This window comes from Sporomusa sp. KB1 (genome assembly GCF_007830295.1).
In the GTDB taxonomy this organism is placed as follows: domain Bacteria; phylum Bacillota; class Negativicutes; order Sporomusales; family Sporomusaceae; genus Sporomusa.
In genome coordinates, this window is the sequence record NZ_VLKC01000002.1 from 213,048 (window position 1) to 229,251 (window position 16,204).

General features: G+C 40.4%; 17 protein-coding genes. 1 reads left to right on the forward strand and 16 read right to left on the reverse strand.

The window, feature by feature from the left end; all coding sequences use genetic code 11:
• Positions 1-8: 8 nt before the first annotated feature.
• The 15 genes from SALPA_RS04770 to SALPA_RS04840 form a co-directional block, all read right to left on the reverse strand.
• Positions 9-812, reverse strand: coding sequence for a 3-keto-5-aminohexanoate cleavage protein (locus SALPA_RS04770; protein ID WP_145090335.1), 804 nt, complete (start codon positions 810-812; stop codon positions 9-11).
• 21 nt (positions 813-833) lie between these two features.
• Entirely contained in the window at positions 834-1,694 is an 861-nt protein-coding gene (locus SALPA_RS04775) for a class II fructose-bisphosphate aldolase (RefSeq protein WP_145090338.1), read from the reverse strand.
• Between the two features lie 12 nt (positions 1,695-1,706).
• Positions 1,707-2,423 (reverse strand): FadR/GntR family transcriptional regulator, encoded by a 717-nt coding sequence (locus tag SALPA_RS04780; protein WP_145090341.1) that lies wholly within the window; start codon positions 2,421-2,423, stop codon positions 1,707-1,709.
• Between the two features lie 113 nt (positions 2,424-2,536).
• On the reverse strand, positions 2,537-2,947 hold the full coding sequence (locus tag SALPA_RS04785; RefSeq protein WP_255450815.1) for a heme-binding protein: 411 nt from the start codon (positions 2,945-2,947) through the stop codon (positions 2,537-2,539).
• A 45-nt stretch (positions 2,948-2,992) separates the two neighbouring features.
• A complete protein-coding gene (locus SALPA_RS04790) occupies positions 2,993-3,964 on the reverse strand; it encodes a bile acid:sodium symporter family protein (RefSeq protein WP_145090344.1) in 972 nt (323 codons plus the stop codon).
• Between the two features lie 144 nt (positions 3,965-4,108).
• A complete protein-coding gene (locus SALPA_RS04795; protein WP_145090347.1) occupies positions 4,109-4,783 on the reverse strand; it encodes an aspartate/glutamate racemase family protein in 675 nt (224 codons plus the stop codon).
• A gap of 516 nt (positions 4,784-5,299) precedes the next feature.
• Complete coding sequence (locus SALPA_RS04800; protein ID WP_186450913.1) at positions 5,300-6,322, reverse strand: glycosyltransferase family 9 protein; 1,023 nt, start codon at positions 6,320-6,322, stop codon at positions 5,300-5,302.
• A gap of 96 nt (positions 6,323-6,418) precedes the next feature.
• The gene (locus SALPA_RS04805; RefSeq protein WP_186450914.1) at positions 6,419-7,579 is read right to left on the reverse strand and encodes a glycosyltransferase family 1 protein; all 1,161 of its coding nucleotides are present in this window, start codon (positions 7,577-7,579) and stop codon (positions 6,419-6,421) included.
• 137 nt (positions 7,580-7,716) lie between these two features.
• Positions 7,717-9,024 carry a cell wall metabolism sensor histidine kinase WalK gene (locus SALPA_RS04810; RefSeq protein WP_145090356.1) on the reverse strand — a complete coding sequence of 436 codons (1,308 nt, stop codon included), beginning with the start codon at positions 9,022-9,024 and terminating at the stop codon, positions 7,717-7,719.
• Positions 9,014-9,697, reverse strand: a complete 684-nt coding sequence (locus SALPA_RS04815) for a response regulator transcription factor (protein ID WP_145090359.1) — start codon at positions 9,695-9,697, stop codon at positions 9,014-9,016. The genes SALPA_RS04810 and SALPA_RS04815 overlap by 11 nt, the downstream gene beginning before the upstream one ends.
• A gap of 313 nt (positions 9,698-10,010) precedes the next feature.
• Positions 10,011-11,108 (reverse strand): GTP-binding protein, encoded by a 1,098-nt coding sequence (locus SALPA_RS04820; protein WP_145090362.1) that lies wholly within the window; start codon positions 11,106-11,108, stop codon positions 10,011-10,013.
• Between the two features lie 48 nt (positions 11,109-11,156).
• Positions 11,157-11,981, reverse strand: a complete 825-nt coding sequence (locus SALPA_RS04825) for an MIP/aquaporin family protein (RefSeq protein ID WP_222427874.1) — start codon at positions 11,979-11,981, stop codon at positions 11,157-11,159.
• Positions 11,982-11,993: 12 nt separating this feature from the next.
• Positions 11,994-12,977 (reverse strand): arsenosugar biosynthesis arsenite methyltransferase ArsM, encoded by a 984-nt coding sequence (gene arsM, locus SALPA_RS04830; protein WP_145090368.1) that lies wholly within the window; start codon positions 12,975-12,977, stop codon positions 11,994-11,996.
• A 230-nt stretch (positions 12,978-13,207) separates the two neighbouring features.
• The gene (locus SALPA_RS04835) at positions 13,208-13,864 is read right to left on the reverse strand and encodes a DUF5714 domain-containing protein (protein ID WP_255450820.1); all 657 of its coding nucleotides are present in this window, start codon (positions 13,862-13,864) and stop codon (positions 13,208-13,210) included.
• Positions 13,865-14,107: 243 nt separating this feature from the next.
• Positions 14,108-14,518, reverse strand: coding sequence for a molybdenum cofactor biosynthesis protein MoaE (locus tag SALPA_RS04840; protein WP_145090374.1), 411 nt, complete (start codon positions 14,516-14,518; stop codon positions 14,108-14,110).
• Between the two features lie 295 nt (positions 14,519-14,813).
• Here SALPA_RS04840 and SALPA_RS04845 point away from each other — a divergent pair, with 295 nt between their 5' ends.
• Complete coding sequence (locus SALPA_RS04845) at positions 14,814-14,963, forward strand: small acid-soluble spore protein P (protein ID WP_145090377.1); 150 nt, start codon at positions 14,814-14,816, stop codon at positions 14,961-14,963.
• A gap of 67 nt (positions 14,964-15,030) precedes the next feature.
• On the opposite strand, the gene SALPA_RS04850 is transcribed toward SALPA_RS04845, so the two are convergent.
• On the reverse strand, positions 15,031-16,146 hold the full coding sequence (locus SALPA_RS04850; protein WP_145090380.1) for an amidohydrolase: 1,116 nt from the start codon (positions 16,144-16,146) through the stop codon (positions 15,031-15,033).
• Positions 16,147-16,204 lie beyond the last annotated feature (58 nt).

Consider the following 16,204-nt stretch of genomic DNA (forward strand, 5'->3'; position numbering starts at 1 on the left):
AATCCTATTCATTTACTGACGATATTAAAATGTTGTCTTGCCTCAGCCGGGCTCATCGGTTCTTTATCCATAGCTCTAAGAAGCCGTATAGTCTTTTCTACCAAGGGAACATTGGTATCGACTACTGTATTAGTATCCAGATAGTTACTATCTTCAAAGCCAATTCTAACCGTACTGGCCCCCATTCCCAGAGCCGCCGCAATAATGGAAAAGTCCCGTCTGTTGGCATGAGTGATGCCCCAAAGAGCCCCCGGTGGAATCATTTGAATCATAGCAGCTAATGCTTGCGGCGTGGCTGGAGCTTCTCCTTTATGCCCCAAAACAATACTAAAAAGAACGGGATTGCAAAAATCATATTGTTCCATAAGTTCTTTCATCGTAAAAGTATGGCCAATTTCAAATACTTCCACTTCCGGTGTTTTTTTCATTTTTAATAACTCGCGGACGCAGTATTCCACATCATCAATTGGATTGCAATAGACAGCCTTACCCAAATTGGTGGAACCAACATTCAAAGAACAGGCTTCTACCAAATCCGAGTACACGGGAACACAACGCTCCTTTATGGTCAGGTTAGAAACACCACCTGTTGACACTTCAATGATGATATCAGAATCCTTACGAATCAACTGCAGTGTTTCCTCCAGGAGACTCATATCTGTAGTCAGGTTTCCCTGGGCATCGCGTACATGCAAATGCACCATAGCAGCTCCTGCCTTATAGCAATTCAAAACATCTTCAGCTATTTTTTCCGGAACTATATTTTTATCTGTAGCAGCTACCGGAGCAACTGAAATCATTACCTTATCCATTTTTCCCCTCCCCTAACAGACTTACCTATCACTAGCGGCTAGACACTGCCGATTAAAAAATGATATATACTTTTTTACAATCTCTTTCACATAACCAACCTGGTTTAAGGACAACTCCGAAAAATGCGGCTGGTTATTGGCTAAAAACGCTGTTGTCTTTTCAACAGCATAAACAGAGATTTCCGTATTGACATTAATTTTGGCTATGCCTTTGGCTATGCAGCCTAAAATATCCTTTTCGGATAACCCTGATCCGCCATGCAATACAAGTGGTATTGTCAGCAGCTTATTAATGTTTTCTAATATATCTAAGCGTATATTAGGTACTGTTTTATACATTCCATGCACAGTTCCGATCGCAACAGCCAATGCATCAACTTGTGTCGCATCCACAAACTGCTTCGCTGCCATAGGTTCGGTATAGACTTCCACATCTGACACCGAGCCTTCATGAGAACGTTCTCCAGCCGCCAGGCATCCCAGCTCAGCTTCCACCGAGACACCACAAGCATGCGCTATCTGACAAACCAGTTTTGTATTTTTTACATTCTCCTCAAACGGCAATGCCGAACCGTCATACATGACTGAGCCAAAACCGGTACGAATGGCGCGAAACACTGTGGCTAGATCATTACAATGATCCAAATGCAAACAAATTGGTGTTTCGCTCCCCTCTCCCAGACTCTTTGCAATGGAATATGCCGTTTCTAATGACATATTCTTCAGGTACTTGGCACCAAAAGCCAAAATAACCGGTATTTTTGTCTCGTCTGCTGCATCGATGATTCCTTTAAAGGTTTCATAGTTGTAGCTATTAAAGGAACCTACCGCATAGTTATTGACATAAGCTTCATTGAGGATGTCTTTTAAATTTGCCAGCATTGTGAATGCCCCTTAAAAGTTTACTTTTTCCCAATACCGATAATGGGTTTCTACTACTTCATTAATCTGATCCCTGTCTTTTTCTTTTACAACCCGCAGCATATCCTTATGCATTTGCAGAAACTGCTCTGTAGCTTGTTCATTGATAAACGTTTCTGTCGCTTTCATTCTGGATTTTCTGGTAATTTGATCTACATAAAAGCCGATTCCTTTCAATAAGGCATTTTGGGTAATATCGACCAATGCCATATGAAACGCTATATCTGCTTCAAATATATCTTTGGCTTCAACGTTTGCTGCCGTAATCTTCTTTTCAAGATCCTGCGTCGCCTGTTCCGCTTTATGCAAAGAGTCCAAATCCAGTTTATCTATCGCCAATTGGAGTATCCCGACATCAATTATTTTTCGAAGTTCCACAATTTGATTCGCAGAATCCTTTTGCAAAATAATTCCATATAGAACAGGGTATAGCATTTTACTGTCATAACCTTGGTTTACAAAGGTTCCTTCTGCCCGTTTGATTGTAAGAACACCATAAGCTACTAATATCTTAATTGCCTCACGAACAGAATTTCTACCGACCCCCATAGATACACAGAGTTCGTTCTCAGTCGGAATCTTATCGCCTGGCTTCAACTCACCATTAATGATAGCGTTTGTAAAATTATCTACAATCTGCTCTACCACAGATTTGCCGCCTATTTCTTTTAAAAAAGTTTCTTTTACCATATGGACCTCCCGCTGATATTTTGTTGTTTCAGTATAACATCATACGTCGGTCCAATACAATCATAAGACACTATGTGATACGATACTGGTTTAAAACGTTCGATTACACTTCCTTATAAATTAATCGCCGCCGCAGCCACTTTGGCAGCAACCTCGCCATCTTCTTTCAGCCCGCCGATGCCGACTGCACCGATGATCTGTTGCTGATTATTATATATTGGCACACCACCTGGCAGCCCCACAAATTTATCATCAGCAAAATACGATATATTTAGATTATCCCGCTGCAACCGTGCCAGGAAATCAGCCGTACTTACCCCCATTCTGGCAGCTGTATACGCTTTATTAGGCGTAAGGTTTATCGTCAATAATTTGGCGCCATCTTGCTTATTGAACAAAACGGTAAATCCATCCTTATCACAAACCGCCACGCTAAATGGTTTCGCCCCATATTCTTTCGCAACGATCTCTTCAGCATAATTACCTATTTTTTTCGCCAAGGCGAGTGTAATATTTTCCAACATAATCAACCCCTTGTTTGTAGTTGCTTATCTATCGATAAGTAAGTCTTAAGATTCTACAACACTTTTTCCGGCTTCTGCAGCAGCTTTTTTTTCTTCTTTTTCGCGCCAGTAGCTTGCCAATGTTGGTCCGGTAAGATTGTGTACCAAATTAAATATGGCAGCCGGTATAAAAGCTAACGGGGCAAGATGAGCTATTGCCAACGCCATTGCCAAACCGCCATTTTCCATGCCTATTTCAAATGAAATAGCCTTGGCTTTGAAATGAGGCATTCCTACCCCACGCGCAGCCCAATAGCCTGTTGTAAGACCAAGGATATTATGGAGAACTACGGCTGCAACAGCAATTAAAGCAACATTAGCCAGCGAACCGGCACTGAGTGCAAACCCCGAACTAGTGGTAACAAAAATAGCAATAACAGATACAATTGGAATAATCGGCATAATCTTATCAACAAACTCAGAAGCAACCGCCCGAATAACGGCCCCTAAAAATACCGGAACCAGAACAATCTTCAAAATATCCATTAAAATAGCCGAAGCATTAACGGGAACTATGGAGCCAACCAAAAATGTAAACATAAACGGTGTAATAAACGGCGCTATAACTGTATTGATGGTAGAAACCGTTATCGAAAGCGCGGTATCCCCTTTAGCTAAAAATGTCATAACATTGCTGGCTACTCCACTCGGACAACATCCTACAAGGATAAGTCCCGCAGCTAAAGCTGGCGGTAAGTCAAGCAACTTAGTTAATCCGAAAGCAATAAACGGCATGATCATATACCGCAAAACAATACCCCAGAATACGTCTTTAGGTCGCGAAAAAATCAGTTTAAAATCGTTCACTGATACAGTAAGCCCCATACTCAGCATAACCGCCATAATACAATAGCCAACATATTTGGATAATGGCTTAAATGTTTCAGGAGTCATATAGGCGGCAATAACGCCCAAAATAATCCATAACGAGAAAAATTTTGTGATAAACTTGACGATTTTTCCTAATTTTTCTATCATTTGTTTCGCTCCTTTTTGATTTAATGCAAAACTTTTATCATCAACAGACAGAGGTCCGACCGTCCGGCTTATTGGCCGTGGACGGCACCTCTATTTTTATTTGTGATAAATTTATTGTAAGGAACTGACTTAGGAACGCACGCGTTATTTTAGTAAACCTTGTTTCACTAAAGCTTCTCTAAGTGCTAACGCACCGAATCTCGGACTAGACAAAACTGGTTTACCATATTTTTGATGAATATATTCTTCACAGTAAGCCATCGAACCTTGCGCAAACAAAATAACATCAACTTTGTCACAGATTTCTCCTGCATATTTCGTCATCAGTTCTTTGAACTGTTCTTGATCAAGGCCAAAACCGCCGTCAACTAACACATCAACTAATTCTACATGCTTGTTCATTTCCCGTGCTACCCGCATGATAGTGTTCTTTGTTGGCGTCAGCGTCGTTGACAATGTAGCCATAACACCGATACGATCTCCCTCTTTTACAGCCTCCCGGCACATTTCCTCGTCAATACGTACGATTGGAATACCAGTATATTTGCCAATATCTTGTGCGGCATCAGCTACCTCGCCTACTGATGAGCAAATATTGAGAATTGCATCTGCCCCATCACATACTGCTTTCATAAACATGCTAACAAGTCTAGCCGCCGGTGGTGCCGTGACATATCCGGCTTCTCTGACTTCTGCAATAATTGACGGGTCCTGATTACTGATTATCTCAGTATCTTTCGGAAGCAATTGCCGAACCTCTTTTTCTACCAACTCAATCAGTTCTGGTGTAGTACCTGTATAAACCAAAGCTACCTTCATTGTAAAGCCCCCTTATTTTTAGGACGTACTACATACTACATCCTATGTTTATGGCAATATTATCTCATGGTTTAATTTAATTGTAAATAGAAATAATTTAGAATTTTTCTTTATCTTACAAATTTATTAGGATGCCTAACCAAAAAATCCGTACCTGCTATCAATGTAGTAGCCCCCCTGTGTCTCCTTTTGTTTGCGGTGGAGGGAGAAAATATATCTATATAAAACAAAGAGCCGCTATCTAACTGCAAAATGCAGATAAATAGCGGCTCCTGTTGATCACCAAATATATCGGTTTAAGGTACCAGGAGGAATATACATGGTCAAAGCATTTACTAAAACCAAATTGAAAGCGCCAAATCTTCCCCATGAATTACCAGTGGTACATATAGTTGTATAATCGCTCCCGAACAAGCAATAGCTCTTGCTAATATATTTGGGGTGGGTTATTAAAAAGTAATAGCTGTTACGGTTCACATTAACCAAGCAACATTCCGGACTTGGGCCTTTTCTCATTCACGCTACGCAGGATGCTGTATAGAATTTTACATAATCTAAGATTGTTTCAGGTTGTATCTCTTTCATACAAGCATGATCATTGCATTGGTGACGGCCACAGCCTAAACATTTTAAATTTGCCTTTACTACTACGCCCTTACCATATGGCCGATATCGGACTGAATCGGATGGTCCAAATATTGAGATTACGGGAACTCTTTGGGCTACGGCTATATGCATGGGGCCAGAATCACCACTAACCAAAACAGCACATTTCTTTACAAGCTCAGCATATTCAAGCAAGCTGGTCCTCTCCGTGAATACACCTATCGGGGCATTGTTAGTACGAATTGTCATTTTGGAAATTATCGCTGCAACATCGTCCCTGTCCATCGGTCCACCAAAAAAGGCAATACCATACCCTTCAGCCAGAATCATGTCGGCAAGTTTAGCCAATTGTTGTGTCCCCCATCTTTTAGTCGGCCAGCTTCCGCCTGTATTTAGACCAATCACTTGGCAAGGGGATGATTTAAATATTTCCTGCCACATAACCGACGCATGCTGCAAGGCCTCAGAACCGGTATAAATCTCCATACCGCCGGCACTTTCTCTAATCCCCATTGTCTCTTTCAGAGTCTGACGATAAGCCTCCACTTGATGCACATTACGATTTAAATCTACAAATGAGCCGAGAAACTTCCCTAATAATTTAGGGGCGTAGCCACTATGGTACCTAGCTCCGCTAAATAAAGTGAAAATTGTTGAACGCTCATTACCATGGAGGTTCACTACAATATCAAATCTTCGTTTTCTTATATCTTGAATAACTCGATAATATCCAGCAAGACCAGAATCAGCTCCTTTTTTATCTATTGAAATGACTTCTGAAATATACGGGTTATACCGTAATAATTCCTCGTATTTTCTATCTATTAATATGGAGAGTTCAATTTCTGGATAATGCAATTTTAAATCCCGGATAACGGGTGTCATAAATATCAGATCACCTATATACATGAGGTTAATCAAAAGCATTTTCATAGTATTTTCCTCCACCTTTACGTTTATATTGTACATTTTAGGTAGACTCAACATCCCGTATAGCCTTCTATAAAAACGATAGATCCTATCCATACTCTACGAACTCTTTCCGAGCCGGAGATCCCGCTCCTCAGCAGCAGCTCTATAGCATTCTATCGTTTTTTGAGCAGTCGCTTTCCAATTGAATTCAGCAGCTCGCCTTATTCCCTTTTGCCGTAAGATTTTCTGCAACGCCTGACTTTCTAAAACCTTTTCTATTCCCATGGCAATATCGTTAACATCATTCTGCTCAACAAATAACCCAGCGTCTCCAACAACTTCTGGTAATGATGCCACATTTGAAACTACAACCGGAGTCCCGCATTGCATGGCCTCAAGCGGCGGTAATCCAAATCCTTCATATTTGGACACATAGGCGAAGACAGTAGCCAAGTTATAAAAGTATGGCAGATCGTGCAAATCCACATAACCTGTGAAAATAACCTTAGCAGATAAGTTTAAAACTTGAATTTTCTCATAGATGCTATCACAAAGCCAACCCGCTTTGCCTGCTAAAACCAGCTTATGTTCACAGCCTGTACGGTCTGAAACCAGCTTATATGCTTCAATTAAGGCTGTAAGATTCTTACGCGGCTCTAACATTCCCAAATAAAGAATGAACTTGTTAGGAAGAGCATATTTCTCCCTGACTACATCCATATAACTATCATCCTCAGATATAGGACGGTATATGCTGTCAGCGGCCAGCGGAGTAACATGAATTTTCCCTGGATCTATATTCAAAAAATTAGTAATATCCTTTTTTGTATTTTTTGAAACGGCAATGACCTTGGTACTCTTTGTAACCATATACTTAAGCCAATTAGTAAGATACCGAAGGTTAGAGCGACCTATTGTTTCTGGGAAAAGCTTAAATGCCATATCATGTATAGTTATTACGGTTGCTGCTTTTGCAGTTGGGACAATAGCAAAATTAGTTCCGTGATAAACATCAAAACCGCCAGCGAATTTTTCCAGTGGAATATTGTATAGTAGCCGAGGTCCCATTATATTTCTAATGCCCTTGTAGGGGTACTTAATATGCAATTCCTCTCCCCTTACATGAACACCCTTAGGAGGCATTTTACTCTTGTTATAGAGTGCTACAAATTCATCCCCGCTTTGAATTCTTTGTAATGTATTGACAAGGTTGTAACAGTAATAACCTATACCGGTTTTGGTCTGCAATAGTGGCTGACTATCAATTAAGACTTTCATTTCTTTTTCTCCCTCATTTCTAACTGCACACATTCTGTAAGGTATATAGCTTGGTTAAGAGAATATTTCTTGAAACTAAGTCTAACAAACAAAACTGAAATTTTGTTGAAAAATCAATAATCGATAGAAGAACATAGTTAAGCATCAGGAATTAAAATAACAAAGCGACTACCCTTGCCCGGTTCGCTATCAACATTGATCCTACCATGATGGATATCAACAATCCATTTAGCAATTGATAATCCTAATCCAGCTCCCTCAATGTTATTTAATCGGGTCTGATCAACCCGAAAGAAGCGTTGAAAGATCTTTTTTTGCAAGTTAACAGGAATACCCGGACCCGTATCACCCACTACTATTTCAGTGTACAGAGTTGAACCATGTTGAACTTGATCAAAATATATCTGAACTTCGCCACCGTGAGAGCTATATTTTATTGCATTATCAATCAATATATAAAGAAGCTGATGAATTCGCTCAGGATCAGCAACCATTTCAACTGTTCTAGTTACATCAAACTTGATAGTAATTTTTTTGTATTTGACCACAGAAACGAAAGATCGAAGCACCTGATCAGCTACTAAATTTAAAGAGAATTGTTCCCGTTTTGCTTTAATTTCATCTGTATCTGCTCTAGCAAGCGTCAATAAATCATTGACTATTCTTTCTAAACGGAAAAACTCATCTTGTGCATCAACTATTATCTGCATTGCGAATGGCGATAAAGTACTGTCACTATCCATTTCTATAGCCTCGATAGAGCTTAGAAGTACACTAAGAGGGTTTCTAAGCTCATGAGATGCATCCGCAACAAATTGTTTCTGCCTAATTATCGATTGCTCAATGGGGAGAGTTACCTTACCTGCAAGAAAACTCCCAATTACCGCAGCCAAAATTAAAAACAAAACAGCCACGCCAATTAGGGTAAATATACCGTGCACTAGCACACGGGCGTACGCCGTAACGTCTCTACCGACATATACTGTACCTAGCGTAGTATCGTTATGATAAATTTTTTGCTGAGCAAAAGCTAGCATTGCTGTCCCACCCGTTGGTAACGCTACCACAGCAATTTTAGTGCTTTTTGATGAATCCCAGTGTATAACCTGTTCCTCAGCTATATCACGTAAAATTGGAATAGGCAAGTCAACCTTAATTAATTGCCCATTACGGTCAAATAAATAATAAAAAACTTGTCCACTTATATCATAATCATTTTCTATGGGCGTTTCTTGGGGTGGGATATTTGCCGTCTGAAAATGCTGCACAATTACTTCCCTCTGCTCGCGGACTACCTCGCGGGCTAGAACTCGAATTTCGTCTGTTATATCGACGTATATCCCCCAGATGATACCTAAACAGACAATTGCTATAAACGCAAGCAAGAATAATCCAAATACCCGCGTATATAAGGTAGTTAAATTTCTACGAATATTAGGTAACATTTTTTGCCTCCATTTTATAACCTACACCGCGAATATTTTGGATAAGTGCCACCTCACCGGAACAGTCAATTTTCTTTCGGAGTAGGCGTACGAAGGCTTCGAGGTTATTAGGGGACACTTCACTCTCTAATCCCCAAATACGGTCTAAAATAATTTCTTTGGGTAGAACTCTTCCGTAATTTTGAATTAGTAAATCCATAAGCTGGAATTCTTTTCCCGTCAATTGTATGGTCCTAGAACCTCTTTTAACTGACTTTGTCGTTCTATTTAATTCCAGATCGGCAGCCCTAGTAATTTCTTCTTTTATTGCAACAATGCTTCTTCGTGATAAGGCACGGATTCTAGCTAACAATTCCTTAAATTTAAATGGTTTAACCAAGTAATCATCGGCCCCCGCCTCTAAGCCAGTAACTAAATCATCTACTGTATCTTTTGCCGTGAGCATTAGTATTCCACCTTGATGACCTTCTGCCCTTAATTCTTGGCAGACCTCTAATCCCGTTCGCTCAGGCATTACCCAGTCTAGAATTATAAGATCATAGCTTTCTTTGCGAGCGGAGTCTAAAGCAGCTTGTCCAGTATAAACCCAATCAACTTCTATATCTTGTCGTACCAACATTTGATTAACAAGGTTACCTAACCTCTTATCATCCTCAGCAAATAGTAATTTCATCTTTTTAACTCCTCATATAATAAGTTTTGTCTGCAACCTTCCGCTTAACTAATTTATAGGTATAACGTCCCCTGATCAATTATTTCATAACCACTCGCATTGAAACTAAATTACTCGCCCAGTACTTATGTCAATTGGTAACGGCATTAGCTTTGCAATAATTAGGAGCGAAGGACGGCAATAGTGTACAATCTGCTAAAGGGCTCTTTCATAAAACAGAACCTCCACCTTAGATATAATATTTCTTATATCTAAGGTGGAGGTGAGATTTGATTGGCCAAAAAAGAAGTAAGATTTCCCGATTTTATTCTATTCACACAACCGAATCAAAACGATATGTTGGATTTGGACGATCAGGTTGTAAATATTTTAATGCAGTTTCTTTTACTTCAATTCCATCCTTACACAATTTGTAAAATTCATCCAAAACGATTGCTTTTAATTCTTCTGGTGACATTTCTACACGTGCATTCACTGTGAGACTTGCTTCGTCTGTCTTGCCAACAGATCCGCGAACTTGCAACGTGTCTTTCTTACCCGTGATATTGCCAACAACTACTTTATTTTTAGCTATCATAAGCGCTTTTACATGTCCGACCGGAGCCTGCATTTCATCAAAGCGGTTTCCTAAATTGCTTAATAACGACTGGAGTAATGCGTCACAATCAATTTGATTGCCTTTTACTTCTAAGCTTGTATTGAGCCAACCAAGCACTGCTTCCCCTTCAGCATAAACATCATAATCCACTTCAGCTAGACGAATACCAGCCTTTTGCTGCGCTAGCACGTCGGTCATCCATTCATTTACGCCTGCACCTGTCTGAGCGCTGATAGCAAAAACAGAAGTTTGCGGCCATCTGGCAATGGTTCTATTTTTTAAGGTTTCTAACGCCTCCGATGGTAACAAATCGGTTTTATTTATAACAATTTTGTCTGCTTCGTCAAGCTGTTTTTCTAAAATATAAGCTGCGCTCGGATGCAAATCACCTGTTTTTTTATCGAGAATGTTTGTGAGGCGCTTTGGATCTACCAATACCGACAGTGGTGCGATTGATAAAGTATCTTCGGCATATTTTTTGAGTGGTTGTAAAATTGTTGCAGATAAATCCGTACAACTTCCGACCGGTTCTGCAATAATAATTTCAGCAGCAAGCTTATCCTTTAAATGTGACACCGCCTTTTTGAACCCTGGGAAATTGCAGCAGAAGCAACTTCCACTTACTTCCACTACACTTTCTTTATTATCACTTAGTTGCTCTAATAACGCCGTATCTACTAAAGCAGACGCTTGGTCATTGGTAATTAAGCCAACCCTTTTACCTTCATTTGTCATTATACTTGCCATTTTTGCTAAAAGTGTTGTTTTGCCCGCGCCTAAAAATCCACCAACTAAAACTAACTTTGTTGTCATTTCCCTTTTCCCCCATTCTCAAGCTTTCATTGTTGTCTATGTACTTTTTTAGCAAGACTCACAGGATTTTTGTTCTTTTTTCATAAATGGTTCTACTATATAGTTAAATAGTACGGCAGCAACCAATCCACCTACTATCGGTGCAAGCACGTATACGTAGAAGAATCCGCCACTCTGATCAGGGAAGGCATAGCTCCCCCAGCCCGCCATCCATGCAACTAACCGCGGCGCAAGGTCACGCGCCGGATTAAAACCGGCTTGGGTTAATGGTGCAATCAAGCAAATCAAGGAGGATACTGTCAAACCGATAAATAGAGGTGCTAAATTATTATCTGGACGACCAACATTACAGCCCTCTGTCAAAAAGAAAATCATTAAAACTAACAGGAAGGTACCAAATCCTTCAGCCAACATGGCAAGTGGCATGGAAACAATCGCCGTACTGCCTGGTAATTGATAATACTCCCCGAACATTTTGCCAGTGCTCATAGATTCAGCAGTTCCTCTAACAATATGATGTGCTGTTTCATAGGCGGCAATTGAAGGTTCAAAAAATAGATACAGTAAAAAGCCAGCAAGCAAAGCACCCAAAAATTGTCCACTAATATATACCGGAATTTTGCTTGCCTTCATTCTTTTACTTGCAACCATTGCGAAGGTTACCGCTGGATTAAAATGTGCACACGACAGTGACCGAGTTGCATAGATTGCTAAGCCAATACTCAAGCCCCAAATCAATGCAATCTGAAAAAGCCCCTGATGTGAATTAAACAGTACCGATACGGCGACCGATCCACAGCCGAATAAAACCATCAAAAAAGTCCCAAAAAATTCCCCCAGGAATTCACGCATTGTTTTTTCCTTCCCTTCCATTCTTAGCAAATGTTATCCACAACAGCAACAACTACTATTTGCTGACTTGTGCCCAATATAATGATAAGTCGGTGGCGTGACCACAAAATCATCACGCTGACGTAATCGCTTTGCTATTCTCTGCGAGACAGATACGGGAATCCCTCTCTTATAAACTTGTCCAACATTATCAATGCACGCTATTTCTTTTCCATTATAAATAGCGGTTTCTCCAGCAAAAACCTCTGCTTCCTCTTCTTTGCATAGCACTTTAACGGCGACCAATTCCAAAGTTTCCAATAAAATATCGTCTATACTATATGTTTCCTTATCAAGCAACCGATATGGACGACGCGCGCGTATTTGCACTTCACCAAAGCCAGCTTCGATAACTTTTTGCACATATGCGTCAAACGATAGCGCACCAGATAAACACATCGCTCTCAGACGCTCATCATTGCGTAAGCTCTCCGGTATAGGCTGGGTCGTAATCGGATCGGAAATATATAATCTACCACCCGGTTTCAATACACGATACATTTCTTTTAATGCAATCAGCAAATCCTCTTCCTTAAAAATATTAAACAAACAATTCTGCGCCGCAACATCTACGCACTCTGAGGGTATAGGCAAGTCTAGCGCATCACCGCGTACAACATTTACGAATTCGGACTTAAACCAAGGATTCATTTGTTCAGCAATTTTAAAATTTGCTTTCGCTTTTTCCATCATTTCCACTACCCGGTCTACTGCAATAACCGCCCCAGGACGACGCGTAAAATAAGCAAACTGTAATGCTTCCATTCCACCGCCAATTCCCACATAAAGAATCGTTTCATTGCTCGACAACTCGCCTAAATGCACTGTCGTTCCACAACCATAATCCATGCTCGACATTTCTCTTGGGATTGTCAATTCCGGTAAAAGTTGCGCTGGTTTTTCTACACAGCAAAGGTTTTCTTGTACCTCTTGCGATGCCTCTTTGTACAATTCATGTGCTGTTTCTAAATAACTCATTTTTATTCTCCTTTTATAATGATGCTTATATAAGTCCAGTAATTGCAATTAATAATATACTTGCAATTATAATGATCAAAAAAAGAGCAAAACTGCTATTCCAGTTTTGCAGTGTGTTTTGAACCTGATTCCATTATATAGCGACGCTCTATCGATTGCAATAAAAAAATAATTTGCAATCAAATTATTTTTTTCTCCTACATTGAAAACCCATTAACAAATCACGATGATTATTCTGGGAAAAATGGGCATTTCTTACCAAGACATTCGTTATTTCTTAAAAAATGAGTACACTTAATTTCAGCAGGCAACTCCATCGTTACCCCTAAATGTTCTTTGACAAACCGCGCGGCAGTTTTAATACTAATAAATGAATTACGCTTACAACAGCGCGGCCCACCGATAGAACCGATCTTCTTTAATATTTCCGCAGTCATAAGATTGCTCAATCCCCATGTATCGGTACTAAGCGGTGTCGATTTCGTAATGATGCTGATAAACATACCAGAGCTTATTGCCGCCCCGCAAGAACCCCAAAAACCACAGATCCCGCCCGGCACATCCCCCCCCCTTTTTACCATCTCTTGCAATGCATTCCTTAAATCAATATCCCCACCGCTATTGCGATACGCGGCAAGCAGTGCAGAACCTACCAACACATGATGTTCAGGCCCATGCATATTGATAACAGGGCTTTTCATCAATTCTATCGCTATTTCCAGTGGATTTTTCGAGACGGTTTTGTTGCACGCATATTGTATGGCCAGCACGCCTGCCGAGCCATGACAGCCATCGCATATATAATGCCCATTCGTGCATTTTGCATGGCTGAAAAGCATCTTATGACAGCCTGCACATTCCATTTCTGCCGCTTGATCGTTGTACACTAACGGCGCGCCGCAAATCAAACATCCCCCATTTATTCCACTTATAATCCTTCAACCCCAATCCATAATTTTTTGTTTTATCAGTTTGGTTGCAAATCCGGCTTTCACTACGGCAGCCAGCTAACAGCACGGGCGCAAGTAATCCGGCAAGCAGAATTTTTGACAGCTTCGCTGGTATCCACATTTTCCCCAATTAGTAACTAATTTTCGATCTGCACTCCGCACTACAAGTTACAGTGCCGTTTACTGCTTTTGTTCGATTTCCGTAACGCATTCGTTTTTGATCTTGCCAACCAGGAATTGTAGGGCATCAATAACATGCGGCCTGATGTCGCCGCCAATCAGTACATACATTATATCATCGCCTAGGGTAAGCTGGCCTTCATTCAGCCAAACCTTAATATAGAAGATACCTTCCATTTTATATGTTTCAGCAATCGCTGCATCAACTTTCGCGGCATCATACGCAAACTCCATTCCCTTTACCAGCGAGCCGTCATCAAGCCCTTGGCGAACCTGGGCTTTAGGTGTCTGGCGAACAACGCCATTATGAACTAAAAACATACCTTCTTGTAAGGCCGATGGATCAGCTTTTGCTTCTTTGAGCCACTCATCAATGGATGGTGATACTTTTTTCACTTTCTCATTTGTCATAATATAACACGCTCCTCAGCTGTTAGTATATATATTGGGGAATGATATAATGAAATAGAACAAAACAAATACTTCCATACAAATACATAAAATCCTTTATAACTTCAGATATTTACGTGGAATAGACTGCAACTTGCACCCGGCATTTTCGATCACTGTGTCCGCAATTCTGTGCAAACTTGTCAAAGTGTTCTTGTGTTGAAAAAAACACCAATTCCCCTCGAATCTTCCACGGATAAAACCAAGTAAGGCGCCGTACGATATGTAATAAGGCAAATCATAAGGAGGAGATAACATGACAAAACCCGAAACTTACCCTGTAGATCCGCCAAATGCACCTAGGCGTACAAAGAATAATGATAACAATATACCTGAACCACTTTCAGGATCTAAGAAAGTAAAAAATCAAAATCATACTGGCGAGCGTCACGGCGAAGGATCCTAAAATAAAATTCCGGAAACCTCATGCTTTGAACAAAATAGATAAGGTACGGCGACAGCCTGTACCTTTTTTACAGTTCAGCAAGTCCCTTGAACAGTTCAACTGCGGTTTCAATGATTTCATCCGGAAAATCGTATTCACAGCTATGTAAGGGCGGATAATTCTCGCCTGTACCGATAAAGCAGATTGCGCCGTTGGTCTGCTTGAGATAGTGGCCGAAATCTTCGGATGCACGAAAAGCTTCCTTCATTTCGATGAGTTGAAAACCCTTATTTTTACAAGCTTGCCGAATCTTATCAGAACTCATTTTATGATTTGCAGTTTCTGGGAAAACTTCATTGTAAGAGAAACTTACCTTTAGGTTGTATTTTTCAGCTTGGGTCAGAGCAAGATTTTCAAGATTTTCCTGAAGTTTATTCAATTCTATTTCATATAACGCACGGATTGTTAAAAGTAGATCCCCCTTACTTGCAGCTACGCCGAAGGCTCTTTCCCCTATGTCTACCTGAATAACGGTACACAGAACCATTCCCTTATTATTCTCCGCCGAGGTTAAGCCCGGTATGGCATCAATGATCTTAGCAATAGCAAAAGTAGGATTTGCTCCTTTCTCAGGTTCGCTGGCATGAGCCGGTGACCCTTCCATGTGGATAATCATCCCCTTGGATGCGCAAAAGCTAGTTCCGTCGATTATGTTGATAGATTTGAGCACCATACCATTACGATTGTGGTACGCAAAAATTTCTTTGATGTTATGTTTCTTAATAAAAGAGGCACATTGGATAGCACCTTCTCCCGTTTCCTCAGCATGCTGAAAAAGGAAAAAGATATTTTTGTCAGCACCCTTCTGATCAATTTCCAATGCTAACCCAGCAAGCGAAGCAGCATGACCATCATGGCCACATTTATGAGATACTCCGGTAAATCGTGAAGCATATGGTATGTCGATGGTTTCCGGCACCGGAATGGCGTCAAAATCCGCACGAAACGCAATATTCTCTTTCTCCTTGCCTGCATGATAAATCGCGTAAAACCAATGGCCATTGTCTACAATTTCCAATTTTGTATTTGTTTTGAGGAAAGAGATTAAATACTGTTTGGTCCAAGATTCCTGATTCGAAAGTTCTGGATGCTGGTGCAAATCATGGCGCAATTGTATGCTTAACTCCAAATTTTTTATTTCCAATATCCCCAGCTCCTTTTATTTTTTAATTAAATCTTCGCATTGTTACTTACGCCGCGTC

Bases quoted from the DNA above. Each gene is read 5' to 3' on its own strand.
- SALPA_RS04810 (WP_145090356.1), bottom strand. From the start codon at position 9,024: ATGTTACCTAATATTCGTAGAAATTTAACTACCTTATATACGCGGGTA.
- SALPA_RS04800 (WP_186450913.1), bottom strand. From the start codon at position 6,322: ATGAAAATGCTTTTGATTAACCTCATGTATATAGGTGATCTGATATTT.
- arsM (WP_145090368.1), bottom strand. From the start codon at position 12,977: ATGAGTTATTTAGAAACAGCACATGAATTGTACAAAGAGGCATCGCAA.
- SALPA_RS04815 (WP_145090359.1), bottom strand. From the start codon at position 9,697: ATGAAATTACTATTTGCTGAGGATGATAAGAGGTTAGGTAACCTTGTT.
- SALPA_RS04840 (WP_145090374.1), bottom strand. From the start codon at position 14,518: ATGACAAATGAGAAAGTGAAAAAAGTATCACCATCCATTGATGAGTGG.
- SALPA_RS04805 (WP_186450914.1), bottom strand. From the start codon at position 7,579: ATGAAAGTCTTAATTGATAGTCAGCCACTATTGCAGACCAAAACCGGT.
- SALPA_RS04845 (WP_145090377.1), top strand. From the start codon at position 14,814: ATGACAAAACCCGAAACTTACCCTGTAGATCCGCCAAATGCACCTAGG.
- SALPA_RS04825 (WP_222427874.1), bottom strand. From the start codon at position 11,981: ATGGAAGGGAAGGAAAAAACAATGCGTGAATTCCTGGGGGAATTTTTT.
- SALPA_RS04780 (WP_145090341.1), bottom strand. From the start codon at position 2,423: ATGGTAAAAGAAACTTTTTTAAAAGAAATAGGCGGCAAATCTGTGGTA.
- SALPA_RS04790 (WP_145090344.1), bottom strand. From the start codon at position 3,964: ATGATAGAAAAATTAGGAAAAATCGTCAAGTTTATCACAAAATTTTTC.
- SALPA_RS04785 (WP_255450815.1), bottom strand. From the start codon at position 2,947: ATGTTGGAAAATATTACACTCGCCTTGGCGAAAAAAATAGGTAATTAT.
- SALPA_RS04795 (WP_145090347.1), bottom strand. From the start codon at position 4,783: ATGAAGGTAGCTTTGGTTTATACAGGTACTACACCAGAACTGATTGAG.
- SALPA_RS04775 (WP_145090338.1), bottom strand. From the start codon at position 1,694: ATGCTGGCAAATTTAAAAGACATCCTCAATGAAGCTTATGTCAATAAC.
- SALPA_RS04820 (WP_145090362.1), bottom strand. From the start codon at position 11,108: ATGACAACAAAGTTAGTTTTAGTTGGTGGATTTTTAGGCGCGGGCAAA.
- SALPA_RS04770 (WP_145090335.1), bottom strand. From the start codon at position 812: ATGGATAAGGTAATGATTTCAGTTGCTCCGGTAGCTGCTACAGATAAA.